This is a genomic window from Wenyingzhuangia aestuarii, assembly GCF_011927765.1.
Lineage (GTDB): Bacteria > Bacteroidota > Bacteroidia > Flavobacteriales > Flavobacteriaceae > Wenyingzhuangia > Wenyingzhuangia aestuarii.
In genome coordinates, this window is record NZ_JAATJG010000001.1 from 350,312 (window position 1) to 377,198 (window position 26,887).

25 protein-coding genes are annotated in these 26,887 nt (G+C 32.7%); 14 read left to right on the forward strand and 11 right to left on the reverse strand.

Annotation, left to right across the window (positions count from 1 at the left end; translation table 11 throughout):
* Position 1 precedes the first annotated feature (1 nt).
* Genes GGR97_RS01530 through GGR97_RS01545 form a run of 4 tightly spaced genes read right to left on the reverse strand, consistent with a single transcriptional unit; the run spans position 2 to position 3,871 of the window.
* Positions 2-976, reverse strand: a complete 975-nt coding sequence (locus tag GGR97_RS01530) for an AAA family ATPase (RefSeq protein ID WP_167896653.1) — start codon at positions 974-976, stop codon at positions 2-4.
* Positions 964-2,205, reverse strand: a complete 1,242-nt coding sequence (locus GGR97_RS01535) for a DUF4350 domain-containing protein (protein WP_167896654.1) — start codon at positions 2,203-2,205, stop codon at positions 964-966. The genes GGR97_RS01530 and GGR97_RS01535 overlap by 13 nt, the downstream gene beginning before the upstream one ends.
* Positions 2,205-2,897 carry a hypothetical protein gene (locus GGR97_RS01540; protein WP_167896655.1) on the reverse strand — a complete coding sequence of 231 codons (693 nt, stop codon included), beginning with the start codon at positions 2,895-2,897 and terminating at the stop codon, positions 2,205-2,207. The genes GGR97_RS01535 and GGR97_RS01540 overlap by 1 nt, the downstream gene beginning before the upstream one ends.
* Entirely contained in the window at positions 2,894-3,871 is a 978-nt protein-coding gene (locus tag GGR97_RS01545) for a stage II sporulation protein M (RefSeq protein ID WP_167896656.1), read from the reverse strand. Before GGR97_RS01545 ends, GGR97_RS01540 begins: the two co-directional genes overlap by 4 nt.
* Before the next feature lie 23 nt (positions 3,872-3,894).
* Here GGR97_RS01545 and GGR97_RS01550 point away from each other — a divergent pair, with 23 nt between their 5' ends.
* Positions 3,895-4,644: an RDD family protein gene (locus tag GGR97_RS01550; RefSeq protein ID WP_167896657.1), complete on the forward strand. Its 750-nt coding sequence runs from the start codon at positions 3,895-3,897 to the stop codon at positions 4,642-4,644.
* Positions 4,645-4,705: 61 nt separating this feature from the next.
* Here the strand turns inward: GGR97_RS01550 and GGR97_RS01555 are convergent, their stop codons facing one another.
* Positions 4,706-5,089: a DUF805 domain-containing protein gene (locus GGR97_RS01555; RefSeq protein WP_167896658.1), complete on the reverse strand. Its 384-nt coding sequence runs from the start codon at positions 5,087-5,089 to the stop codon at positions 4,706-4,708.
* 291 nt (positions 5,090-5,380) lie between these two features.
* On the opposite strand from GGR97_RS01555, the gene GGR97_RS01560 reads away from it, so the two are divergent.
* From GGR97_RS01560 to trpA, 7 genes are all read left to right on the forward strand, one after another.
* Entirely contained in the window at positions 5,381-6,775 is a 1,395-nt protein-coding gene (locus tag GGR97_RS01560; RefSeq protein WP_167896659.1) for an anthranilate synthase component I family protein, read from the forward strand.
* A 101-nt stretch (positions 6,776-6,876) separates the two neighbouring features.
* Positions 6,877-7,464, forward strand: coding sequence for an anthranilate synthase component II (locus tag GGR97_RS01565; RefSeq protein ID WP_167896660.1), 588 nt, complete (start codon positions 6,877-6,879; stop codon positions 7,462-7,464).
* A 25-nt stretch (positions 7,465-7,489) separates the two neighbouring features.
* Entirely contained in the window at positions 7,490-8,479 is a 990-nt protein-coding gene (gene trpD / locus GGR97_RS01570) for an anthranilate phosphoribosyltransferase (protein ID WP_167896661.1), read from the forward strand.
* Between the two features lie 79 nt (positions 8,480-8,558).
* Positions 8,559-9,341: an indole-3-glycerol phosphate synthase TrpC gene (gene trpC / locus GGR97_RS01575; RefSeq protein WP_167896662.1), complete on the forward strand. Its 783-nt coding sequence runs from the start codon at positions 8,559-8,561 to the stop codon at positions 9,339-9,341.
* Between the two features lie 90 nt (positions 9,342-9,431).
* Positions 9,432-10,061: a phosphoribosylanthranilate isomerase gene (locus GGR97_RS01580; RefSeq protein WP_245229428.1), complete on the forward strand. Its 630-nt coding sequence runs from the start codon at positions 9,432-9,434 to the stop codon at positions 10,059-10,061.
* Positions 10,062-10,465: 404 nt separating this feature from the next.
* A complete protein-coding gene (gene trpB, locus GGR97_RS01585; protein WP_209272299.1) occupies positions 10,466-11,671 on the forward strand; it encodes a tryptophan synthase subunit beta in 1,206 nt (401 codons plus the stop codon).
* Positions 11,664-12,431 carry a tryptophan synthase subunit alpha gene (gene trpA / locus GGR97_RS01590; RefSeq protein WP_167896663.1) on the forward strand — a complete coding sequence of 256 codons (768 nt, stop codon included), beginning with the start codon at positions 11,664-11,666 and terminating at the stop codon, positions 12,429-12,431. Before trpB ends, trpA begins: the two co-directional genes overlap by 8 nt.
* Before the next feature lie 155 nt (positions 12,432-12,586).
* Here trpA and GGR97_RS01595 read toward each other — a convergent pair whose 3' ends face one another.
* The 6 genes from GGR97_RS01595 to GGR97_RS01620 all read right to left on the reverse strand — a co-directional run bounded on the left by GGR97_RS01595 (position 12,587) and on the right by GGR97_RS01620 (position 18,196).
* Positions 12,587-13,213, reverse strand: coding sequence for a carbonic anhydrase (locus GGR97_RS01595; protein ID WP_167896664.1), 627 nt, complete (start codon positions 13,211-13,213; stop codon positions 12,587-12,589).
* A gap of 124 nt (positions 13,214-13,337) precedes the next feature.
* Complete coding sequence (locus tag GGR97_RS01600) at positions 13,338-13,967, reverse strand: carbonic anhydrase family protein (protein ID WP_167896665.1); 630 nt, start codon at positions 13,965-13,967, stop codon at positions 13,338-13,340.
* The gene (locus GGR97_RS01605) at positions 13,951-15,486 is read right to left on the reverse strand and encodes a SulP family inorganic anion transporter (RefSeq protein WP_167896666.1); all 1,536 of its coding nucleotides are present in this window, start codon (positions 15,484-15,486) and stop codon (positions 13,951-13,953) included. Before GGR97_RS01605 ends, GGR97_RS01600 begins: the two co-directional genes overlap by 17 nt.
* Before the next feature lie 82 nt (positions 15,487-15,568).
* Positions 15,569-15,898, reverse strand: coding sequence for a hypothetical protein (locus tag GGR97_RS01610; RefSeq protein WP_167896667.1), 330 nt, complete (start codon positions 15,896-15,898; stop codon positions 15,569-15,571).
* Between the two features lie 12 nt (positions 15,899-15,910).
* A complete protein-coding gene (gene serS / locus GGR97_RS01615) occupies positions 15,911-17,185 on the reverse strand; it encodes a serine--tRNA ligase (RefSeq protein ID WP_167896668.1) in 1,275 nt (424 codons plus the stop codon).
* A gap of 63 nt (positions 17,186-17,248) precedes the next feature.
* On the reverse strand, positions 17,249-18,196 hold the full coding sequence (locus tag GGR97_RS01620; RefSeq protein WP_167896669.1) for a bifunctional riboflavin kinase/FAD synthetase: 948 nt from the start codon (positions 18,194-18,196) through the stop codon (positions 17,249-17,251).
* 155 nt (positions 18,197-18,351) lie between these two features.
* On the opposite strand from GGR97_RS01620, the gene GGR97_RS01625 reads away from it, so the two are divergent.
* From GGR97_RS01625 to GGR97_RS01650, 6 genes are all read left to right on the forward strand, one after another.
* On the forward strand, positions 18,352-21,306 hold the full coding sequence (locus GGR97_RS01625; RefSeq protein ID WP_167896670.1) for a TonB-dependent receptor: 2,955 nt from the start codon (positions 18,352-18,354) through the stop codon (positions 21,304-21,306).
* 175 nt (positions 21,307-21,481) lie between these two features.
* On the forward strand, positions 21,482-22,996 hold the full coding sequence (gene atpD, locus GGR97_RS01630) for a F0F1 ATP synthase subunit beta (RefSeq protein ID WP_167896671.1): 1,515 nt from the start codon (positions 21,482-21,484) through the stop codon (positions 22,994-22,996).
* 96 nt (positions 22,997-23,092) lie between these two features.
* Positions 23,093-23,386, forward strand: a complete 294-nt coding sequence (locus GGR97_RS01635; RefSeq protein ID WP_167896672.1) for a F0F1 ATP synthase subunit epsilon — start codon at positions 23,093-23,095, stop codon at positions 23,384-23,386.
* A 68-nt stretch (positions 23,387-23,454) separates the two neighbouring features.
* Entirely contained in the window at positions 23,455-24,600 is a 1,146-nt protein-coding gene (locus tag GGR97_RS01640) for an aminotransferase class I/II-fold pyridoxal phosphate-dependent enzyme (protein ID WP_167896673.1), read from the forward strand.
* Positions 24,600-25,232 carry a dethiobiotin synthase gene (bioD, locus tag GGR97_RS01645; RefSeq protein ID WP_167896674.1) on the forward strand — a complete coding sequence of 211 codons (633 nt, stop codon included), beginning with the start codon at positions 24,600-24,602 and terminating at the stop codon, positions 25,230-25,232. Before GGR97_RS01640 ends, bioD begins: the two co-directional genes overlap by 1 nt.
* Before the next feature lie 80 nt (positions 25,233-25,312).
* Positions 25,313-26,887 carry an OmpA family protein gene (locus tag GGR97_RS01650; protein WP_167896675.1) on the forward strand — a complete coding sequence of 525 codons (1,575 nt, stop codon included), beginning with the start codon at positions 25,313-25,315 and terminating at the stop codon, positions 26,885-26,887.

Below are 26,887 nucleotides of genomic sequence, written 5' to 3' on the forward strand. Positions count from 1 at the left end.
ATTAACTTGGTATTTCGGTAGATTGAATACTATCGTTAATAATTTGAGCAGCCGTAATTCCTTCCATTTCTCTTTCCGGAGTTACAATCACTCGGTGTTGTAATACAGGAACGGCAATTTGCTTAATATCTTCTGGAGTTACAAAATCTCTTCCGTTAATGGCAGCAAAAGCTTTGGAAGCTTTTAACAAGGCAATAGAGGCTCTTGGTGAGGCTCCTAAATACAAAAAGGAATTGCTACGGGTACTCACCACAATATCTGCAATGTATTTAATTAGGTTTGGTTCTACAATAACTTGTTTTGCAAGTTGCTGATAAGCTAGTATTTGTTCTTTGCTAATGCTTTCCGAAACAAAATCTAATTTTGGTTGTGTTGCCTGGTGCTCTCTGTTGATGATTTCTATTTCATCAGTTAAATTTGGATAATCTACGGTAATTTTAAACAAAAAACGATCTAATTGAGCTTCGGGCAATCGGTAAGTTCCTTCTTGGTCTACGGGGTTTTGCGTAGCAACTACAAAATAAGGAGAAGCTAAATTGTACTTAGTTCCATCAATAGTTACTTGTTGTTCTTCCATTACCTCAAACAAAGCGGCTTGTGTTTTTGCGGGAGCTCTGTTAATTTCATCAATTAAAATAAGGTTAGAAAAAATAGGTCCTTTTTTAAATTCAAATTCCGATTTTTTCAAATCAAAAATAGAAGTTCCTAACACATCCGAGGGCATTAAATCTGGAGTAAACTGAATTCTTTGATAGTCTATAGCCAATGTTTTGGCCAACAGTTTTGCTGTTACTGTTTTGGCAACTCCAGGCACACCTTCTATTAATACATGTCCTTCGCACAACAAAGCGGTTAATAACAAATTAACCATGTGTTTTTGTCCCACAATAACTTTAGAAATTTCTTGCTTTATGGTGTTAATTCCTTGGTGTAGTTCGGTTAAATCTATTCGGTTGCTAAATTCTAATTCTTCCATGCGTTTGTTTTTTTGTTAAAGTCTTCTATTTCTTTATTTAATTTTTTTAAGAGAGCAATAGAGGAGCTGTCTCTATGTTTTAGTACGTTAATAAAACGGATTAATTCTTTGGTTTTTTGTGCATCGTAACCCGATTTTAAACTTAGTTGTTTGGCCAGTTTCTCGTTGGTGTTGTCGGTAATCAGATTGTATTTTTGACGAATGTTTTTATAAAAAATATTTATCTTATGATGAATCATGGGTTGAAAATCATCAGCCTCTTCATATAAAACAGAAATGGTTTCTACAAAGTCTAAACTGGTGTTTCTGGTTTTGGGAATGATAGGAATAATTCTCTGTTTCCTTTTAGCGTTGATTAATAAAAACAAGCCAATTCCTACGAGTATTAACACCCAAGCAAAATAAAGCTCTTTCTGTTTTTTAATAAATCGTAAAGGGCTGTTTGCCAAATCTGGATTTCCTTTGTAATTACTCTCAAAATACAGGGTGTTAAAAGTTGTTTTGTTAGCAGTAATAGTACTTGGAAAAGAAGATAATAGCTGATCTATATACTGTGTGTTTGGAATTGCTAGCAAATAATAATTGCTAAAAATCTCGGGTTGTGTATGTAAATAGAATCGTCCTTTTTTATAGGGAACTTCAATAAAATTAGTGAGAATTTTAATAGGTTCATTTTTAGGGGTGTAGCTAATTGTTCCTAGAGATGTAAGATGTGTACTGTCTTTAAAATGTCCTTGATAAAATTTGAGTTTCTTTTCAATTTTTAAAAAATGCTTAGAGTGATGTAGGTTGATATATAAAGAATCTACGTTGTTTAACTCTTTGCTTTTAAAGCTTTTTAAAAGATGTAGACTATCTAACAATTCATCAGCAAAAGTATTGGCACTAATAAAGGCAGTATTTCCGTTTCCAATAAATTCTAAAAGTTTGTTTCTAGAGACTTTATCGGGTATAAAAACATCATCAATATTAAGGTATAAGTTGTTTTGTTCTTTTTTTACAGATGGGTTTTCTTCTTGATATTCGTAAAACGTGTTTTTAAGCGTAACTATTTTTTCAGAAGTAAATACTTTGTTTAATTGATCGTAAAATACTTTTAAATCAAAAGGGTTTTTGTTTTGCTCGTTATAGGTTTTATCCCAAATGATTTCTTTGGGACTAAGACTGTCTATAAGAATGACCAATAATACAATCACAATTCCTAGAATAATAAATCCTTTCTTTTTCATTAGGCAAGGTCTTTTAGTAATTGTTGGTAGCTAATTTCAATTTTTTGATAAGCTTCTTGGTCGATTACAAACTCACCATACCAAATATAATTGTAGTAATAAGAAACACTTTTAAAATGAGTATCATAAGAAGTGTCTTCTGTTTCTAGTTGATAATCGGCATTGGTTTTAAGATTGCTTAATTCAATAATTTCTTTTTCCGATAATTTTTGCAACACCCATAAATAATAATACTTAACAGCCAATCTGTAATTGGTTTGTGTTAGTGCTTCTTTTACAAGAATATCAAAATTGGCAGATTCAATTTCTTCCACTTCGTTTTGATAGGTTAAGTTGTTGTTCTGTTTTTTTCTAAAAAGCCAAGTACCTTCTTTGTAAAAAATCATGCGTGCAATTATATAAATGGCACCTATAATAATTAAGGTATAAAAAACAAGTTTAGTGTAATAAATACTTGTACCTCCTAAACCTAATTTTTTATAAAGATTGTAGATAAGTTGTGCCAACCATATTTTAAATTCAAGCCAAAAAGAAGGTTCTTGTTCTTGATAATTATAATCTGATGAAGTATACGCTTCTTTGTAGTTTTCTGGAATTTTTCTAGAAACCTTTACAATGCTATCGTTTGTAGCTTTTACTACGCTAACAAACATTAACAAAATTAGGTTGATGGGTTTGTTGATGAATCTCATAGCATAGAGGAATCTAAAGTTACTTTTTTAGCTATTTTGTGTGGATAGATTAAGAAATAGTAAGAAATAAGACTTAAGGTTCCTATAATAATAGCAAAGGCCAAAATAGTAGGCATGCTATTTCCGTACCTAGATACAAATCCTTCTAAAAAACCAGCAGCAATGGTAAAAGGAAAGGTGCTGATGATGATTTTAATTCCATTTTGCATTCCTTCTTTAAAAGAGTCTATTCTTTTTAAAGATTTAGGAAACAAAATACTGGCTCCTAAAAGCAATCCTACGGCTCCTTCTATCACAATGGCAAAAATTTCCATGGCACCATGAATCCAAATTCCCTTAATGCTTTGGAGCAACACACCTTGTTCTGCAAAAAAGTATTGAAAAGCTCCTAACATAATTCCGTTTTGCAGCAGTACATAAGCCGTTCCTATTCCTCCGGTAATTCCAAAAGCAAAGGCCTTTAAACCTACATACAGGTTATTAAAAGTAATTCCAATAAAGCTTCCCCAATTAGATCCCGATTTGTAAATAGCGGTGGGATTTCCGTTTTTAATATTCTCTAAAGTTTCATTTACATAACCGTCAGAAAGAATCAATCGTACAAAACTATCATCATAAATAGCAGAAAGAAGACCAATACCTACAGACAAACCAAAAATGATGAAGGAATAATAAATGTATTTTTTATAGGTATAGAGTAACAAAGGCACATCAATTAAGAAAAACTGTAAAAGTCTGTTTTTGTCTTCTTTTTTAGATTTGTATATTTTTTGAAAAGCTAAAATGGTTAAATGATTTAAATACACCACCAACTTGCTTTTTTTGTAGTATGTTTGAGCAAAAGCTAAGTCGTTAATTAAGTGTAGATAAAGTTTAGATAACTCTTCTGGATGCGCTATGTTTTTTTCTTTGATTGCGCTTTCAAAACGCAACCATTTTTCTTTATTTTGTTTAATAAATGCAATCTCTCTCATAGAGTATCAAATTACTAGCTTTAATGGCAGAAATACAAATTACCACGACCCAAAATGTAAACTTAGATTTTAAGACTGCGGAGTTAAATCATAGGATTGCAGCTTGGTTTATAGATGTATTAGTCAAATCAGCTTACATAGCTGTTTTTGCTTATTTGTTTTTTGGACTTTTAAATTTAGGAAAGTATTTAAAAACCAACGATCAATGGTCGGTAATTGCTGTGATTATAGTGTTTTTAATTCCTGTTATTTTTTACACGTTAGCATTAGAAACTATGCTAAACGGACAAACAATTGGGAAAAAGCTAATGAAGCTTAAGGTGCTTAAAATTGATGGTTACCAAACAGGGTTTATCGATTTTTTTATAAGATGGGTGATGCGTATTGTAGATGTAAATATGTTTTCTGGTGCCATTGCTTTGGTGTTTATTGGGAGTACTAAAAAATCTCAAAGATTAGGAGGAATTGCATCTGGAACGGCAGTGGTTAGCTTGCGAAATAAAATAAATATTAGCCACACCATTTTAGAAGAAAATTTAGTTTCTAATTACCAGCCAACTTATACATCGGTAGTTAAATTGTCAGACAACGATGTTAGAATTATCAAAGAACATTTTCTTAGAGCCAAAGCTAAAAGAGATCATGCTTTGTTGTTAAAACTAAAAGAAAAAATTATAGGGGTTATCAATCAACAACCCCTAGAAAACCAAACGAGCACACAGTTTATAGAAGTGGTTATTAAAGATTATAATTATTACACGCAGAATATGTAAAAAAAACCCTCTTTAGAAACTTCTAAAGAGGGTTTTTATGTTTTGTAAAATTAGTAATTGCTTAAGCAATACCAATTTCATTCAATTCGTCTGTAGGATTTTTAGGATCAGGTCCGTATTGGTTAGGTCCCTTATCTCCTTCTGTAGCAAGAACTACAATAAGCCATATCATCCCAACTAAAGGAATTAAGGCTATAAACATAAACCATCCACTTTTGTTAACGTCATGTAATCTTCTAATACTAACACCTATACCTGGTAGTAATACAGCTAGACTATATATACTAGCAATGTAGCCTATTAAACTAAATCCAGAAGTGATAGCGATTCCCTGTAGCACCCAGCTAATAATTATGTTGAATAAAAAGAACATCCAATATTCTTTTCTTCTTGCTCTACCGTTAAAATCTGCGTACTGTTTTAATACTTTTAAATACCAATCCATTTTTCTATAGTTTAATTTTTTTGTGAAAATACAAAAATGCATAGAACATAAAAAAAACTATTTACGGCTTAATTATAGAATTTAAAAGGAGTTTGTAAATACAATATAAATAATTTGCAAATTCAAAAATCTATGCTAAATTTGTGTCAATGAAATTAGATGCAAAAAATACTTGGTGGTGGCACACTCTTAATTAATTAAGCGTGAGTATCATTGTGTATTTTAATCAAATAAATATATAAAGGCTTATCTCACGATAAGCCTTTTTTTATAGTGTATAAGCAAAAGTTTATGAACAAATTACAATTTAAGACAGTTATTAAAGAGCAGATGGCCGATACGGTGACACCTGTTGGATTATATTTAAGATTTAGAGATCGTTTTGCCAACACCGTTTTGTTGGAAGGATCTGATTATCATTCAAAAGAAGACAGTTATACCTTTATAGGAATAGATCCTTTAGTTCATATAAAAGCAGAAAATCATTCGTTAAGTTTAAGTTATAGAGACGAAGTGTTGAGTACAGCTCCCTTGCAAAGAAATTTTCACGAAGTATTTCAGTACTATTCGGATTTAATTCAGACAGATTCTCCTGCAGAATACAAAGCGTTTAACGGTTTGTATGGATATACAACCTATGATGCCGTTCAGTATTTTGAGAACATCAAACTACAAGCAAAACAAGCAGAGTCTGCCATTCCGTTTTTACACTATAGTTTTTTTAGATATGTAATTGCGATCAATCACTTTAATGATGAAATGATCATTATAGAAAATGTGCCAGAAGGAGAGGAGTCTAATATTGATGAAATCATCACTATTGTAAACAATCCAACCTATCAAACACAAGATTTTTCATACGATGAAACAACAGAAACATCAAGCTGTACCGATGAAGAATTTAAAGAATATGTAAGAAAAGGAAAAGCACATTGTAAACGCGGAGATGTATTCCAAATTGTACTTTCTAGACAGTTTCAACAAAAATACAAAGGAGACGATTTTAACTTATATAGAGCCTTGCGTTCTATCAATCCATCACCTTATTTGTTTTATTTTGATTATGGTAGTTTCCGTTTGATGGGATCATCACCAGAAGCACAAATTAAAGTTAAAAAAGGAATTGCAACCATCAACCCTATTGCAGGAACGTTCAGAAGAACTGGAAATGCAAAAGAAGATCATTTGTTAGGAGAAAAATTATCAAACGATAAAAAAGAAACGGCAGAACACGTAATGTTGGTAGATTTAGCTCGTAACGATATGAGTAAACATGCCGATAATGTTACAGTAGAAGTGTTTAAAGAAGTGCAATACTTTAGCCATGTAATTCACTTAGTATCTACCGTAGTAGGAAAAATAAAAGGAGATCCTTTAAAAATTGTGGGAGATACCTTTCCTGCAGGAACTTTGAGTGGAGCTCCAAAATACAAAGCCATGCAGTTAATAGATACATACGAATCTCAAAGTAGAGGTTTTTACGGTGGAGCTGTTGGTGTAATTGGTTTGTCTGGAGAAGTAAATCTAGCCATTGCTATTCGTTCTTTTGTAAGTAAAAACAACACCTTGTATTACCAAGCAGGAGCCGGAATTGTAATGGATTCTACCGAAGAAGGAGAATTACAAGAAGTAAATAATAAGTTAGCAGCATTAAAGAAAGCTTTAGTGTTAGCTGAGAAAATATAAATTTAGTATCTGGTAACAGGTAGCAAGTATCAAGATAAATAGTGTAACAACTAAAAGTCAAATACTAGATACCCGATACTAGATACCTGATACTATAAAGTATGAAAATATTAATATTAGATAACTACGATTCTTTTACTTACAACCTAGTGCATATGGTAGAAGAAATTACGGGAGAAACTCCAGATGTTTTTAGAAATGATGAAATTCCTTTAGAGGTTGTTGGGGAATATGATTTAATTATGTTGTCTCCAGGACCAGGGGTGCCAGATGAAGCAGGGATTTTAAAAGAAGTAATTGCTGAATATGCAGGTAAAAAACCAATTTTTGGAGTGTGTTTAGGGTTGCAAGCAATTACCGAAGTTTTTGGAGGGAAGATTATCAACATGGACAATGTATTCCATGGAGTAGCTACAGAAATGAAAGTGGTAGATGAAAATGCTTTAATTTTTAAACAATTACCACAATTTTTTACAGCAGCCAGATATCATTCTTGGATTGCAGATCCTGCTACCATGCCTAAAGTATTAAAAGTAACTTGTGTAGATGAAGATGGAGGTGTAATGGCTATTGAACACAAAGATTTTAATATTAGTGCTGTGCAATTTCATCCAGAATCTATTTTAACACCAGATGGTGAAATTATGGTTCGTGAGTTTATAGAAAATGCAAAAAAGAACTTATCATAGATAGTTAAAGGTCAAAGAAATTAAGATGAAGAAAATATTAGCAAGATTATTTGAGTACGAAAAGCTAAATCAGCAAGAAGCAAAAGAAATTTTAATTAGAATTGCTAACCGTGAATTTAACAATTCACAAATAGCCTCTTTTGTAACAGTGTTTTTAATGAGACCTATCACTGTTAATGAATTGGCAGGTTTTAGAGAGGCTTTGTTAGAGTTAGCCTTAAAAATAGATTTGTCAGAATTCAATACCATCGATTTGTGTGGAACGGGAGGAGACGGAAAAAACACTTTTAATATTTCTACATTAACTTCGTTTATTGTTGCAGGTACAGGTCATAAAGTAGCTAAACACGGTAACTATGGAGTGTCTTCTGCATCGGGTTCTTCTAACATGTTAGAGCATTTAGGATACCAATTTAGCAAAGAGGAAAGTGCTTTAAAAAATCAGTTAGACAAAGCGAATATTTGCTTTTTACATGCCCCTTTATTCCATCCTGCAATGGCAGCTGTTGGACCTGTAAGAAAAGAAATGGCAGTAAAAACATTCTTTAACATGTTGGGGCCTTTGGTAAATCCAAGTATGCCACAAAATCAGTTAGTAGGAGTGTTTAACTTACAAGTAGGTAGGTTGTATAAAAATATTTTAAGTCAGACTTCTGATAATTTTGCAGTAGTACATGCTTTAGATGGTTATGATGAAATTTCTTTAACAGGGCCGTTTAAAATTTACACCAAAGACAACGAACAAATATTAAGACCTAGCGACTTTCATTTAAATCAGATTCAACAATCTGATATTTATGGAGGGAATACAGTGCCCGAAGCCGCTGAAATTTTTATCAATATTTTAGATGGAAAAGGAACCGAAGCACAGAATAATGTAGTCTTAACAAACGCAGCATTTGCTTTAAGAACTTTTGATCCTAGCAAATCTTTTAAAGAAGCGTTTGCGCAAGCACAAGATAGTTTAATGGGAGGAAAAGCTAAGCAAAGTTTAAAAACTTTATTAGAGTTATAAAAAGGTGTTCGAGCGGAGTCGAGAACAAAGCAGAGTTGAGAACAATACGAATTAGTTAAAATTTGTAATTAATTATAAGATGACAATATTAGAGAAAATTGTAGCCTACAAAAAGAAAGAAGTTGCAAAAATAAAGGCAGAAGTACAGGTTAAAAAACTAGTAGAAAGTCCTAATTTTAAAAGAACACCACTTTCTTTAAAAAGATCATTATTAGAGGTTGGGTCTACAGGAATTATTGCAGAATTTAAAAGACAATCTCCTTCTAAAGGAATTATAAACGATAAGGCAGATATTTTAGAGGTAACCAACGGTTATTTAGATGCCAATGTAGCCGCACAATCTATTTTAACAGATACCCACTTTTTTGGAGGTACCATGGTAGATTTAATGAAAGCTAGAAGCATAAATGAAACCAAGCCAATTCTTAGAAAAGATTTTATTGTAGATGGTTTTCAAATTGTAGAAGCCAAAGCTATTGGTGCCGATGTTATTTTATTAATTGCGGCTTGTTTAACTAAAGAAGAGTTAAAGCAATACGGTCAATTAGCAACAGATTTAGGAATGGATGTGTTGTACGAAGTTCATACCCAAGAGGAGTTAGATAAAATTGATGCAAACGATAAAATTATCGGAATTAACAACAGAAACTTAAACACATTTAAGGTAGATTTAGAACATTCTATTGAGTTAGCTTCTAAAATTCCAGACAATTGTGTAAAGGTTTCAGAGAGTGGAATTAGCGATCCTAAAATTATTATGGGATTAAAACAATATGGTTTTCAAGGATTCTTAATTGGAGAGAATTTTATGAAAACAGACAATCCAGGTCAGGCTTGTAAAGAGTTTATTGGACAAATGTAAAATATAGTACAAAGTAAATAGTAAAGAGTACAAAGATAGCGTAGCTACGGTACTCAATACTTAATACTCAGTACTCAGTACTTTAAAAATATGAAAATCAAAGTTTGTGGAATGAAGCACGAGGAGAATATAAAAGCAGTAGCGGGTTTACAGCCAGATTATATGGGGTTTATATTCTATCCAAAATCGCCACGTAATTTTGAAGGTGCTATTCCTAAAATGGATGAACACATCAAAAAAACAGGAGTGTTTGTAAATGCCCCTATAGATTTTGTATTAGAAAAAGTAAAACAATACGGTTTTAAAGCGGTACAATTACACGGATCAGAATCGGTAGCCTATTGTCAAGAACTAATCAGTCACGATTTAGATATTGAGTTATTTAAAGTCTTTTCAATTAAAGACGAGTTTGATTTTTCTGTACTAAAAAATTACGAACCTTTTGTAAATTACTTCCTGTTTGATACCAAAGGAAAAGACAAAGGAGGGAATGGTTATACGTTTGATTGGTCGGTGCTAAAACAATACCCATCAACCAAACCTTTTATTTTAAGTGGAGGTATAGGAGTTGATGAAATAGAAAAAGTAAAAGAAATTTTAAAAACAGAATTGCCTATTTATGCTTTGGACATCAATAGCAAATTTGAAACTGAACCTGCTGTAAAAGATGTGGCCTTGTTACAGCAATTTTTTAATGAAATAAAAGGTCTTGGAGCGTAGCCAAGAAGTCAAGGAATAAAAAGGTAATAAAGAAGTGTAAAGGGTGTTCGAGCGGAGTCGAGAACTATTATATCACGACTAAGCTTGATGACCAAGAAGGTAAAAAAGAGTATTGATTTGTTATTCGTTTAGTTGTTTAATCAACTTAAGACTTTAACAGATTCGTAAATAAATATAAATAAAAGGTCTTGGAGCGTAGCCAAGAAGTCAAGGAATAAAAAGGTAATAAAGAAATGTAAAGGGTGTTCGAGCGGAGTCGAGAACTATTGCATTCCGACTAAGCTCGATGACCTAGAAAATAAAATAGAAACAATAATTAGTACAGAGTATTTAGCACAAAGTACAAAGTGAGCGTAGCTACTGTACTCAACACTCAATACTCAGTACTCAGTACTATATAAATTATGTCAGAATTTCAAGTAGACGAAAATGGATATTACGGACAGTTTGGAGGAGCTTATATTCCTGAACTATTGTATCCTAATGTAAAGGAATTAGAAGATAATTATTTGGAGATTATCAATTCTGAAGCTTTCCAAAAAGAGTATTTGTATTTGTTAAAACAATACGTAGGTAGACCTACACCATTGTATTATGCACCTAACTTATCAGACAAATATGGAGCTCATATCTATTTAAAAAGAGAAGATTTAAACCACACAGGTGCTCACAAAATAAACAATACCATTGGGCAAATTTTAATTGCTAAGCATTTAGGTAAAAAAAGAATTATTGCAGAAACAGGAGCAGGGCAACACGGAGTAGCTACAGCAACAGTTTGTGCGTTAATGAACCTAGAGTGTATTGTGTTTATGGGAGAGGTAGATATTAAACGTCAATCTCCAAACGTAGCACGTATGCAAATGTTGGGGGCTGAGGTAGTTGCCGCAACAAGCGGAAGCAAAACCTTAAAAGATGCAACCAACGAAGCTATTCGTGATTGGATTCAACACCCAGAAGAAACCTATTATTTAATAGGATCTGTAGTAGGACCACACCCATATCCAGATATGGTGGCTCGTTTACAAGCTATTATTTCAGAAGAAATCAAATGGCAGTTAAAAGAACAAACAGGAAAAGAAAATCCAGATACCATTATTGCATGTGTAGGTGGAGGATCTAATGCAGCTGGAGCTTTTTATCACTATATGGATGATAAAGAAGTACAGTTAGTAGCGGTAGAAGCTGCTGGTTTAGGAATAGATACCGGAGAAAGTGCTGCAACATCTCAGTTAGGAGAAGTAGGGGTTATTCATGGTTCTAAAACCATTTTAATACAAGATGAATACGGACAAATTGTAGAGCCTTATTCAATTTCTGCAGGATTAGATTATCCTGGAGTAGGACCTTTACACGCACATTTGTTTGAAACAAAAAGAGGAACCTTTTTAAACGCAACCGATCAAGAGGCATTAGATGCTGCCTTTGAATTAACCAAATTAGAAGGAATTATTCCAGCCCTGGAAAGTTCACATGCTTTGGCGGTGTTAGGTAAAATGGATTTGCAAAAAGATCAAGTAATTGTCATCAATCTATCAGGTAGAGGAGACAAAGATTTAGAAACATATATTACTGAATTAGGTAAAAGACAAGCTAGAGGAGATGAGTAAATTAACCCAATTATTTAAGGAGAAACCAAACAGATTGTGTTCTGTTTATTTCACATCAGGATATCCACAGTTAAATGATACAGTTAGTGTAATTAAAGGTTTAGAAGCTGCTGGAATAGATTTTTTAGAAGTAGGATTGCCTTATTCAGATCCTATGGCAGATGGACCTACCATTCAAGAAAGTAGTGCTATTGCATTAAAAAATGGAATCAACTTAGATGTTATTTTTAAGCAATTAGAAGAAATTAAAAACCAAGTAAATATTCCATTAATTGCTATGGGGTATTTTAACCAAATGGTGCGTTACGGATCAGAAAAATTCTGTGAAAAATGTCAGTCAGTAGGAATAGAAACTTTGGTTTTACCAGATATGCCTATGATTGAGTACGAAAAAACTTACAAGGCTATGTTTGCTAAATACGGGTTGTCTAACGTGTTTTTAATCACACCACAAACATCAGAAGAGCGTATTCGTAAAATTGATGAAATGACCGATGCTTTTATTTATGTAGTAGCTTCATCGTCTATTACAGGAGCAAAAGGAAGTATTTCGGAAAAGCAAATAGCCTACTTTAATAGAATTAAATCTTACAACCTAAAAAGCACCTTAATTGCAGGTTTTGGAATTTCTAGTAAAGATACTTTTGATACCGTTTGTGAACATGTAAACGGAGCTATTATTGGATCTGCATTTGTAAAATATGTAGGAGCCAATGGAGTGAATACAATAAATGGATTTGTAAAAGAAATTATAGGTTAGGACGTTCCCCCGTACTTACGGGGTCGGGCTTTTACCACTCGCTTTTTAGATCCTGAAACAAGTTCAGCATCTAAAAGAGCTCAAACAAAGGTGCAATCCCTAACGCAACAACAAATAAAAAAGCCTTCTGAATATTCAGAAGGCTTTTTTTGTGATTAGTGTAATCTATAAATTTCTCTAATTTGATCTAGAATTTTTTCAAAATCAATTTTTAAATCTATCAATTTACCAGAGTGAATATCAAAAACCCATCCGTGAACAGTTACTTTTCTGTCGTTGTAAGCTTGTTGAAACTCCGAAGTTTTAATAACATTTACACATTGCTCTTGAACGTTTAATTCCACCAAACGTTTGTATTTTTTGTCTTCGTCTTTAATCGTGTTTAATTCATCTTTGTGAATTCTATATACATCTCTAATATTACGTAACCAAGGGTTTAAAATTCCTAAGTCTTTAGGTTGCATAGCTGCTTTAACACCTCCACAGTAATAGTGACCACAAACCACAACGTGATTTACTTTTAAGTGCATTAACGAATAATCAATAACAGACATTGCGCTTAAATCTGTGTTAGGAACCATATTAGCTATGTTTCTGTGCACAAAAGCTTCACCAGGTCCAACTCCCATCATTTCTTCGGCAGTTACTCTACTATCAGAACATCCAATATAAAGTATTTCTGGATTTTGTCCTTTAGACATGTCTTTAAAATAGTTTGTATCAATAGCTAATTGATGTTGTACCCATTTCTTGTTGTTTTCAAATATTTTTTGAACCTCCATGCGTAGTGATTTTTAGAGTTTTTTATAGGTACTAGTACTGTTATTTTAATAGTACTAAGATAGTTCATATAAACTAAAAAAAGAGGTCGTAAGACCTCTTTTAAAACGTTATGTAATATTGTTTTTAACTAAAAAAAGTTACAGAACCATCGCTAACATTGTACATGGCTCCAACAATCATAATTTCTCCTTTTTGTTCCATATCGGCCAAAACATCACTTTCGTTTCTAATTCTGTCTATGGTAAGTTGTACATTTTTTTTCGAAACGTTGTCTACAAACTCTAAGTTAGTAGATGTTCTTAAACTTTCTTCTTTAGGCTCTTTAATAGAATTTACGGCAGGTTTAATGTTGTTAAGCATTGCTGTAAGGTTTCCTAGTTTAGCATTGTCACAAGCACCTTTTATAGCTCCACAACTAGTGTGTCCTAAAACTACTATTAATTTTGTTCCTGCTAATTTAGAGGCAAATTCCATAGAACCTAAAATGTCTTGGTTTACAAAGTTACCTGCAATTCTAATGCTAAAAATATCTCCCAATCCTTGGTCAAATACAAGCTCTGCAGATACTCTAGAATCTATACAACTTAAAATGGTTGCAAAAGGAAATTGTCCTTCACTAGTATCGTTTACTTGTTCTAGTAAATTTCTATGTGCTTTTAAGTTGTCTTGAAACCTTTGGTTACCTTCTTTTAAAAATTCTAATGACTTTTCTGGAGTCATTGTGGCTTGCGTTTCTTTAGTGTGTGCTTTCATTTTTTAATACTTTTATATGAGGCATTGGTTTGTTGTGCTTGTGTAGATTTATGTCCAAATCAACCAATGTCAATTTAATTTCTTTGTTAGCAGCTTTCACCGCAAAATCTTGAATAATTTCTACAATATCCAAATGTATAAATTGTGTTTTAGTAGCAATAATAGTTACAATACTTTTTTCTGGAATTTTATCCAATATTTTTAAAACAGAGGCTTTGTTTAAAAACGTAACATCTTCTGACAATTCAAGAGTATAAGTTCCTATGTCTCCATCTTTACTGTGTTCTAAAAAATAAGGGATTTTGTAGTTGTTTCTTAATATAATAAAAATAGCCACGGCTATCCCTAATCCTATTCCCATCAATAAATCTGTAGCAACAATACCTACTACAGTAACAACAAACGGAATAAATTGATCCCATCCTTCTTTGTACATTTTTTTAAATGTAGCTGGATTTGCCAATTTATAACCTACAATTAATAGAATAGCGGCTAGAGTTGCTAATGGAATTTGGTTTAATAAGGTTGGAATTAAAAGGATACTAATGAATAATAAAATACCATGAAAAATAGTAGATAATTTACTTTGTCCTCCTGCTTGTTGGTTGGCAGAACTACGAACAATAACCTGAGTAACAGGTAAACCTCCTATAAGTCCAGCACACATGTTACCAACACCTTGTGCTATTAATTCTTTGTTGGTAGAAGTGGTTCTTTTTTGAGGATCTTGTTTGTCTGAGGCTTCTACACAAAGAAGAGTTTCTAGACTAGCTACAACGGCAATTACAATAGCTGTAGAATATACAGCTGGATTTAATAGACCTTTAGAAAAATTAGGAAAAGTAAAATTGTTCAAAAATTCTGTAGGAGAGGTAGCAACGGGAATTTTAACAAGAAAAGTGGTATTGATAGGAAATACAAATAATTGTAGTAAAATACCAACTGTAACTGCTAATAATGCACCGGGAATAATAGCTAGGAAACTAATTTTTTGAATAAATTTAGTTTGCCATAGTAATAAAATACCCAAAGAAATTGCAGTAATAATAGCTACGTTAAAAGTGATTCCTGTTTTAATTGCTTCAAAGTTTTGGGCTCCAAGTGCATTGGGAATTTGTTTGTAAAAAATTAAAATACCAATACCTGCAAGCATTCCTTTAATTACAGAAGATGGAAAATAATAAGCAACAATACCTGCTTTTAAAATTCCCATTATTAACTGTAGCAATCCGGCAAGAATAACACTTACCAAAAATATCTCAAAGCTACCCAAGTCTGTAATAGCATTTAATACAATTACAGCCAATCCGGCAGCAGGTCCACTAACACCTAGTGCAGAGTTACTAAGAGATCCCACTACTACACCTCCAATAATTCCACTAATAATACCAGAGTATAATGGAGCTCCAGATGCTAGAGCAATTCCTAAACATAAGGGAAGTGCTACTAAAAAAACTACAATACTTGCAGGAAAATCTTTAGATAGATTTTTTTTAAAATTATTCTTTATGTTGTTCATTTTTATTTCTTTAACGCGTAAAAATATAACACCTTAATTCTAAATTAAGAGTTGGTAATATGTGTAATGTGTAACCTTAAGGTTATGCTAAAGAAATGTCGGGTGGAGGAGTATGTACCTTTAAATAGGGTGAGATAATTTTTAATAAAGAATGGAAAACAGCATGCAATAAAGTATTGGTGTAGTTTTCCTGATTAAAATCGGTAGAGTTATTGTATTTATTATATACTTCTTTACCTATTTTAGATTCTTTTTCGTGAGATTCTTCTTCTAAAAGTTGTTGAGAAGAAGTTTTTTTGGCCATATCTATAGAGTCTATAGCGGCTTTTAAAGAAGGAGCAAACACAACAGAAACAGCCATACATAGCATTACTAAAATGTTTAAAACGTATGTTTTTTGTTGTGTTTGCATTCTTTTATAATGTTAGTCTATAAGGTTAAACCCAGTATAAGGTACTAAAACTTTTGGGATTTGAATACCGTCAGCAGTTTGATAGTTTTCTAAAATAGCGGCTAATACTCTTGGTAATGCTAGTGAACTACCATTTAAGGTATGTGCTAAAGTGCTTTTTCCTTCAGCATTTTTGTATCTTAATTTTAATCTGTTGGCTTGGAATGTTTCAAAGTTAGAAACAGAACTAATTTCTAACCATCGGTCTTGACCTGCAGAAAATACTTCAAAATCATAGGTTAATGTAGAGGTGAATCCTAAATCTCCACCACATAGGTTTAAAACTCTGTAAGGTAATTCTAACTCGCGTAAAATTTCTTTAACATGAGTTACCATTCCATCTAAAGCAGCAGCAGAACGTTCAGGGTGTTCTATTCTTACAATTTCTACTTTGTCAAATTGATGCAATCTATTTAAACCACGTACATGTGCTCCATAAGATCCCGCTTCACGTCTAAAACATGGAGTGTATCCGGTTAAACAAATAGGAAAGTCTTCTTCTTTGATAAGTTCGTCTCTAAAAATATTTGTTAAAGGAACTTCTCCTGTGGGAATTAAGTACAAATCATCAATAGTAGAATGGTACATTTGACCTTCTTTGTCTGGTAATTGACCTGTTCCCATTCCAGAAGCCTCGTTAACCAAATGAGGTACTTGTGTTTCTTCGTATCCTGCAGCGGTGTTTTTATCTAAAAAATAGTTGATCAATGCACGTTGCAAACGGGCACCTTTTCCACGGTATACAGGAAAACCAGCTCCTGTAATTTTATTTCCCAATTCAAAATCAATCAAATTGTATTTTTTAGCCAATTCCCAGTGTGGTAATTTATCTGTACCTAAAGTAGGGATGTCTCCTTCTTCAAACACAGTTTCGTTATCATCTTCAGAACTACCTGCGGGTGTGATTTCGTTAGGAATGTTGGGAATGTTATATAATAGGTCTAATAATTTACGATCAGCATTGTTAAATTCCTCCTGTAATTCTTTAGATGTATTTTTTAATTGTCCGGACTTTTCTTTTAAGATGTTTGCTTTTTGAGCTTCTCCAGATTTGAAAAGCAAACCAATTTCTTTGTTCAAAGCATTAGATTCAGCTAGCACAGTATCAAGTTTTGCTTGTGTGCTTCTTTTTAGCTCATCGGTAGCTAAAACATCATCAATAATAGTTTCAGCATTTTTAAAGTTACGTTTAGCTAATCCAACTAATACGCGTTCTTTGTTTTCTCTAATAAAAGGGACTTGTAACATACCTGTAAAATTGTTTGCAACAAAGTTAAACTTTCCATTGAAACACAGAAATAATCTTAGGAATTAAGATGCTTTGTTTTGGGTAAGGTTTTGAATGTAATTTAGACTGTTTTTTTTGTCTACGGCTAATTGTTCTTTAAGAGCTTCTATAGAATAAAATTTTTCTTCTTCTCTTAAGTAATAAAGGAATTCTATTTTAATGTCTTCTCCATATATATTAAAGTCAAAATCAAAAATATGAGCCTCAATAGTTTTGTCTTTTCCGTTAACAGTAGGTCTGTTACCAATGTTTAACATACCGTAGTAATTTTGTTCTTTATGAGTGGCTAAAATTACATAGACTCCGTTTTTAGGAGTAAGTTTGTAAACTTCGGAAATTTCTATGTTTGCTGTAGGGTAACCAATAGTAGCTCCTAGTTGCTGTCCTTTTACAACAATACCATTGATAAAAAAAGGAGTGGTTAAGTACTGATTGGCAATTTCAATTTCACCCGTATTTAAAGCATTTCTAACTTTGGTAGAACTTACAGCAGTATTGTTAATGTCTTGGGCTTTGATTTCTTTTATTTTAAAATCAAAAGTATGACTGTATTCTTTTAATTGTTCAAAATCTCCTTCTCTATTTTTTCCAAATCGATGGTCGTAACCTACAACCAATTCTTTTACATTTAATCGAGTAACCAAAACATCTCTTACAAAGTCAAAGGCAGAAAGGTTGGAAAAATCTCTGTCAAAAGGTTGAATAACTAAATAATCTAAATCTGTTTTAGATAGAATATCAATACGTTCGTCAATAGTGTTAATCAACTTTATAGAATTGTCGGATTGTACAACCATTCTAGGGTGAGGAAAAAAAGTTAGCAATACAGATTTTAAACCTTTTGCTTTTGCTTCTTTAAAAAGTTGATCCAAAATTTTTCTGTGTCCTACATGTACTCCATCAAAAGTACCAATGGTAACAACCGTAGCTATGTTTTCAGGAAAATTATGATAGTTGTGAATGACTTCCAAGTGCTAAGTATTTAATAACAAAAATAAGAATAGTATTTTTAAATGATTTGATGATACGAAGGAAATAATTAGAGAATTAGATAAAAAACAAAACAAATCATTAGCATTTGTTTATTTTTTGTATTTTGTATAATGAACAACTATTCTATAACGTTATGAAAATCAAACTTACACTTATTTTTTCAGTACTATTTTGTCTAAGCTCTTATGCACAATACTCATTTGTGGTCAAAGGAAGGGTTTTAGATAAGAAAGACAAATCTAAAATTAATACAGCTACAGTTTCGGTTTTGGGATCTTCTCAGACAGCTGTTGTGAATAATAACGGAGAATTTGTATTAGAGTTAAAACAGTCTCCTCCGGTAGAAATTACGGTAAAAGCAATAGGTTATAAAAACCATAGTTATGTAATTACAGCCAAAGAGGAAGAACTAACCGTTTTGTTAGAAGATGATATTACTAGTCTAGATGAAATTGTGTTATCAGCTTCTAGAACACCAGAACGTGTTTTTGAATCTCCTGTATCTGTAGAAAGAATGGGGATAACCGCTATAGAGAATACAACGGCTCCAAGTTTTTATGATGGACTAGAAAACATGAAAGGGGTAGATGTAAATACAGGAGGACTAACGTTTAAGTCTGTAAACACTAGAGGGTTTGCTGCTATTGGAAATACTCGTTTTGTACAGTTGGTAGATGGAATGGACAATTCTTCACCGGGATTAAATTTTCCATTAGGAAACTTAATTGGGTTGAATGAACTAGATGTAAGTTCTGTTGAATTATTACCAGGGGCATCATCTGCATTGTATGGAGCCAATGCCTTTAACGGAATTATGTTTATGAGAAGTAAGAGTCCTTTTGTGCATGAAGGAACAAGTGTATATGGTAAAACGGGAGTAACCAATTCAGAAAACACAGGAGTAAATGAGTTTGTAGATGTAGGAGTAAGAGTAGCAAAAAAAATTAACGATAGATTTGCGATTAAATTTACATCTTCTTTGTTAAAAGGAACAGATTGGTTTGCTTCGGATACTAGAAATATAGATGGAGATGGAAAGATTGTTGCGGGAGATAGAAGTACAATTGATTATAACGGTATTAATGTATATGGAGATTTAATCAAAACAAACTTAAAAGCAGTTGCGCAAACTCTTGCTGATGCGGGGGCTGCCATAGATCCAAATGATTTTAATGCAGAGGATGTAGTTTCTAGAACGGGGTATTCAGAACAAGATTTAATCAATTCTGATACAGATAGTTTTAGAGCTTCTTTTTCAGCACATTTTAAACCTATTAAAGGAGATGATGATACCGAAATAATTTTGAGTAGCAAATTTGGAACAGGAAACACTATTTATCAAGGAGCTAGTAGATATGCGTTAAGAAACTTTATCATGCATCAGCATAAAATCGAAATTCAGTCTAAGCATTTTATGTTTAGAAGTTATGCTACTATAGAAAATGCAGGAGATTCTTATGACATTCGTTTTGCAGGAGTAAATACCTTAGGTACTACAAACGGTGGAAATGCGAGTTGGTTTGGAACTTATGCAGGAGCATATGCACAAGCTATTAATAGTAATAGTCCAGGAGTAAATCCAACAGCAGCCCACGCTATTGCTAGAGTTCAAGCAGATGGGTTAAGATTAAATCCAAATTCTGCAGAATTTAGAACTGCATTTAATAATGTTATTAGCAATTCCGACTTAACCCAAGGAGCTAAGTTTGTAGATAGCTCTAGATTGTATCATTCAGATTTGAATTATAATTTTAAAGAATTAATTGATTTTGCAGAAGTGCAAATAGGAGGTTCAGCACGTAGATATGCTTTAAATTCTGAAGGGACTATTTTTACGGATACCAAAACAGAAAATATTACGTATGATGAATTTGGAATATACACACAGTTGCAAAGAAAGTTTATAGAGGATAGATTAAAGTTGACGGGATCTTTGCGTTATGACAAAGCTCAAAACTTTGATGGAAATTTTTCACCACGATTGTCTGCTTCCTATAATGTAGATTCAGAAAAAAATCATAACATAAGAGCTTCGTTTCAAACAGGATTTAGAAATCCAACAACACAAGATCAATATATAGGACTGTATTTAGGGAATACCATATTAATAGGTTCTGCTAAAGACAATCCAGAAAGATATAACAGAAGTTTCTCTGTAAGTTCTCAAGCAGGGCAGTTTGCTGCAGGTGGAACAAGCATTAACTTTAATGGATTGCAAGGGTATACAAATTCTTACACAAGATCATCTGTAGAGGCTTTTGGAAAAGCGGTAACAGAAACGGCAACTCAAATTGTAGTAAATTCAGGGGGAACCACATCGCCAAGTTATGCTAAAAAACAAGCAGCAGCATTAAATGCAGGTTTGTTACAACAGTCTAATATAGATTATGTAAAACCAGAACAAGTAAAATCTTATGAATTTGGGTATAGAGGTAGGTTGTCTAAACATACAGTTTTAGATTTTAGTGCCTATTATAGTCAATACAAAGATTTTATTGCTATTGTAACTACAGTAGCACCTTTGTATGGAAATGTTTCTGCAGGTATTACAACTGCAGAGTTGCAAAGTACTAGTCCAGTACCAAACAATTCTAAATTATTATTAAATGCAATTGGAGAAGGAGAATATACACCTGCTTCATTGTATACAAATACAGATGCAGATGTTGCTTCTTATGGAGTAAATGTTGGAATTGAGACTAAAGTATTTGGAGATTTTGATTTTGGAGTAAATTACGCTTATGCAAAACAAGACTTTGATCAGTCTCAAGACCCTGATTTTGAAACAGGATTTAACACCCCAGAGCACAAAGTAAAAATGTCTTTTGGAAATAATAACTTATATAAAGGTTTAGGGTTTGGGTTAAATGTACGTTGGCAAGATGATTTTTACTGGCAATCTACTTTTGTAGATGCTCAAATAGATGCTAGAACCCTAGTAGATTTACAGTTGACTTATGCGATAACTCACTGGAATTCAAAAGTTAAAATAGGAGGGGCTAACATTCTAGAGAATGAGTATGAGTCTGCTCCAGGTTCTGGAACAGTAGGGTCTCAATTTTACGGATCATGGACCTATAATTTTTAATTATTTCAAACTAATAGTCAGTAGATTGAAGTAATTTACATTATTATTAAAAACAAGGCTATTTTTTTATAAAATGAGTTGTGTGCAATGATAAAAAAATTATCTTTGCACACACTTAAATACGTGAAATCATTTAAGTAAAAACTAGAAATTAAATTCTTTTAATAGTATAAAAATGTCTAAAACAACAGGTAAAATCGCTCAAATTATTGGACCAGTAATTGATGTTGCTTTCGAAACTGGGACTGAGCTTCCAAAAATTTACGATTCTTTAGTAATCAACCGTACTAACGGTAACACTTTAGTGTTAGAGGTAGAACAACACATTGGTGAAAGCACTGTGAGATGTATCGCAATGGATTCTTCTGATGGATTGTCAAGAGGTCAAGAAGTAATTGTTACCGGAGACCCTATTAAAGTTCCTGTTGGTAATAATATTTACGGGCGTTTGTTTAATGTATCTGGAGATCCTATTGATGGATTACCTGCATTACCAAAAGATGGTGCTAATGGATTACCAATTCACCGTGATGCTCCAAGATTTGAAGACTTATCTGTATCTACAGAAGTTTTATTTACGGGTATTAAAGTAATTGACTTAATTGAGCCTTACGCAAAAGGAGGTAAAATTGGATTGTTTGGTGGAGCCGGAGTAGGTAAAACTGTATTAATTCAGGAGTTGATTAACAACATTGCAAAAGGACACGGAGGTTTATCTGTATTTGCAGGAGTTGGAGAAAGAACACGTGAAGGAAATGACTTGATGCGTGAAATGATTGAAGCTGGAATTATTGCTTATGGTAAAGATTTTGAGCATTCAATGGAAGAAGGTGGATGGGATCTTGAAAAGATCGATCACGAAAAAATGAAAGAATCAAAGGTAACGTTTGTATTTGGACAAATGAATGAACCACCTGGTGCACGTGCTCGTGTTGCTTTATCTGGTTTAACAATTGCTGAATATTTCCGTGATGGTGCTGGAGAAGGTGCTGGACAAGGAAAAGACGTATTATTCTTTGTTGATAATATTTTCCGTTTTACTCAAGCTGGATCTGAGGTTTCTGCTTTATTAGGACGTATGCCATCAGCGGTAGGATACCAACCAACATTAGCAACTGAAATGGGGGCTATGCAGGAGCGTATTACTTCTACAAAAACAGGATCTATTACATCTGTACAGGCAGTATATGTACCTGCGGATGATTTAACTGACCCTGCACCAGCAACAACGTTTGCTCACTTAGATGCTACAACTGTATTGTCTCGTAAAATTGCAGAATTAGGTATTTACCCAGCGGTAGATCCTTTAGATTCTACATCAAGAATTTTAACAGCAGATATTTTAGGTAAAGATCACTATGAATGTGCTCAAAACGTAAAAGAGTTGTTACAACGTTACAAAGAATTACAAGATATCATCGCTATTTTAGGGATGGAAGAATTATCTGAAGAAGATAAATTAGTAGTTCACAGAGCACGTCGTGCACAACGTTTCTTATCTCAGCCTTTCCACGTAGCAGAACAGTTTACTGGAATTCCTGGAGTATTGGTAGATGTTAAAGATACAATCAAAGGATTCAACATGATTATGAATGGTGAATTAGATCAGTATCCAGAAGCAGCTTTCAACTTAAAAGGATCAATTCAAGAAGCAATTGATGCTGGAGAGAAAATGTTAGCAGAAGCATAATCAATGAACAATTTGCAATGAGCAATTAACAAAAGTTTTAATTGACCATTTGTAAGTATGGAACATTGTTAATTATTAATTGTTAATTGATAAAAAATGTATTTAGAAATAGTATCACCAGAAGCTGTATTGTTTTCATCAGAAGTGGATTCAGTAGTAGTACCTGGAGTTCAAGGAGAGTTTCAGATGTTGGATAATCACGCAGCGATCGTTTCTGTTTTAGGAAAAGGTATTGTAAAAATCCACGTACATACTCAAGAACATTTAGAGTTTGATGAATTGTCAGGGGATGTAAATCCAGAAATTGATGATGATAAAATCTTAACACTAAAGATTAAGAGTGGAACTGTTGAAATGAAAGACAATAAAGTTACCATTTTAGCAGACTAAAACTTTCGAATAAAATAATACAAAACGCTATCTAATTTTTAGATAGCGTTTTTTTATTTTTGCAACCTATGTATAAACTTCCTATATCTTTACAAGAAAAACTAAATCATAGAAATCAAGAGAATTCTTTTAGATCTTTAAGTCTATTTCAAGAAGGTGTCGATTTTTATTCAAATGATTATTTAGGGTTTTCTAGATCTAAAACAATTGCTGAGAATGCATTAAGTTTCTTAGAAGAAAATTTGGGTTGGAATGGAAGTACGGGCTCTAGATTAATTTCGGGTACTCATAAATTACATCTAGAAGTAGAAGAACAACTAGCAGTGTTTCATAAAGCAGAAGCAGCTTTGTTGTTTAACTCAGGCTACGATGCTAATGTAGGTGTCTTCTCTTCCATGTTACAAAAAGGAGATGTGTTGCTGTTTGATGAACTGATACATGCCTCTGTACGAGATGGAATTAGATTGAGTACAGCCAATACTTATAAGTTTAAACATAACAATCTATCTGATTTAGAAGCCAAACTGATTCGTTGGAAAGAGAATGCAAATCAACTATATGTCGCTATTGAAACTGTTTACTCTATGGATGGAGATAAAGCTCCGTTAAAAGATATAGTAGACCTGTGTAAGAAATACAATGCGCATTTAATTGTTGATGAAGCACATTCTGGAGGAGTGTATGGTGCTAACGGACAAGGCTTGGTGTGTGAGTTTGGTTTAGAGGCTGATGTATTTGTTAGAGTACACACATTTGGAAAAGCATTAGGGGGGCATGGAGCTGTGGTTTTAGGGTCTAAAATGTTAAGAGATTATTTAATCAATTTTTCTAGATCTTTTATTTATACAACAGCGATTCCTTTGCATGCTGTAGCTACTATAAAAGCTGCTTATCTAGAATTAGGTAAAACAAATGCCATAGAAAAGTTAAGAGCTATCATCTCTTATTTTAAGCTACAAATAAAAGAGTTACAATTAGATGATTTTTTCATAATCAGCGATAGTGCAATTCACTGTTGCGTGATTTCTGGAAATACTCAAGTTAAAAATGTAGCCTTACAAATTCAAGAATTAGGTGTAAATGTAAAAGCAGTGCTATCTCCAACAGTTCCAAAAGGGAAAGAAAGATTGCGTTTTTGTTTACATGCTTTTAATACTAAAAAAGAAGTGAATTTGGTATTAAACACATTGGTTAAAAATTTAAAAGAAGCATAATGTCAAAAAATATATTTGTTACAGGTATCTCTACCGATGTAGGTAAAACACTAGTGTCGGCGGTTTTAGTAGAAGCATTAAAAGCAGATTATTGGAAACCTATTCAGGCAGGGGAATTAGACTATTCTGATATGGATAAAGTAAAAGGATTGGTGTCTAATACAGTATCAAAGTTTTTTCCAAACAGCTATGCTTTACAAACACCTATGAGTCCTCATGCAGCTGCAGAGATAGAAAATATTACAATAGAGACAGATAAAATTAATATTCCACAGACGACTAATAATACTTTGGTGATTGAAGGTGCTGGAGGTATTTTAGTTCCTATTAACAATACGCAAACCATTTTAGATATTATTCCAAAGGATGCTTTTGTAATTGTGGTATCTAGACACTATTTAGGAAGTATCAATCATACTTTAATGACTTTAGAATTGTTAAAGCAAAAAGGATTTAAAATTGGAATCATTTTTAGTGGTGATGAACATAAATCTACAGAAGATATTATTAAAAAAATGAGTGGAGTACCTGTAATTGCTAGAGTAAGTGAACAAGCTGTGGTAGATAAGTCCACCATTACGACTCTTTCTAAAGAGTTACAAAACATTCATTTAAAGGAGTTTATTATTTAGTTTTTTTTCTCGCAATATTAAAATATTAACATTTATCATTTTTATTGATGATAAATGTGTATTTTTGCACGAAAAAAAATATGCAAATCAATAAAAGATTATTACTTATTGTATCTTTTTTTACCTTAACATCTACAGTTTTTTCTCAGTATAAAGATGCTAAAGCTACATATAAAGATCAGAAGTATAGATTAAGAACATTAGAACTTAATACAAAGTATCGTGAATATGGTACAAGCTATATAAATGATACAATGGTTGTTTACTCTGGACCTGATTATAAAAGTGTGGCTAGTTCAAAAAAATCTTCACGTATAGAGTTAACTCAAGGCTTGGTAACAAAGCATGGGGATCTTGTTAATGTAGATAAATTCTCTATGGATTTAAATTCTGGGTTTCAAGAGGCAGACTTTGCTTTTACTAAAGATGGTAAGTATGTTTATTTTACTAGTGGTGAAAAAAAACTTGGAAAAGGACTAAGAAACTATCAAAAGATTCAATTATATGGTGCCGATGTGGTTGATGGTGCTATCAAAGATATCAAGCTTTTACAATTTAACGATAGAAGACATTCTATAGGGCAACCAACCTTAGCTGACGACGACCAAACGTTGTACTTTGTTTCTGATAGACCAGGAGGAAAAGGAAAAATGGATCTTTACAAAGTGGCTATTTTAGGGTACAATCACTATGGAGATGTTGTTAATTTAGGGGATAGAATTAACTCTTCAGAGGATGAGGTTTATCCTTTTGTTGATATTGATGGGACTTTGTATTTTTCTTCTAATAGACAAGGAAGTAAAGGAGGATTAGATGTATATGGGGTGTCTTTAACCAATTCTTTAGATAGTGTTTATCAATTACCGTCCCCTGTAAATTCATTAAAAGACGATTTTAGCTTTGTTTTATCACAAGCTAATCATGGTTTCTTTTCTTCTAATAGAGATGGAGGAAGAGGAGATGATGATATATATGCTTTAAAGTTAAACAGTCTTCAGAACATTACAGGACTTGTAAAAAACAAAACAACAAAAGAGCCGTTGTCTAATGTTCAAATTGGTATTTATAAAAGTGGGATTTTAGTAGATTCCTTACAAACCAATCCTAAAGGAATGTTTACTTCTAGTCTAAAAGTAGAAGCTGATGAAAAGTTTAAATTAGTAGCTCTTAAAAAGAATTATTTAGGGGATTCTATTTTGATAACCACACCTAGAATTCGATATTTTTCAAACAAAGTAAATTTAAGTCTAACTGAAATAATCAAAAAGAAAAAGGTTAAAGAGGTTCTTAAGGTTTTAAATATAGAACCAATTTATTATAGCTTTGATGAATCAAAAATTGATAATGAATCTGAATTAGTGTTAAATAAATTAATAGAGATTCTAAACAAACATCCAAAAATAGTGATTGCAGTTAATTCCTACACAGATGTAAGAGGAGGTGAAATTTGGAATCAAATGTTGTCTGATAAAAGAGCAAATGCAGTTGTTGATTATTTAGTTTCTAAAGGAATAGCTTTAGAGAGATTAAAAGCCAAAGGTTATGGAATGCACAATTTGGTGAATCAATGTGTAGAAGGGGTGATTTGTAGTGAGAAAGAGCATCAGTTAAACAGAAGAACAGAGTTTAGAATAATTTCTAAACAAGAGGAATAA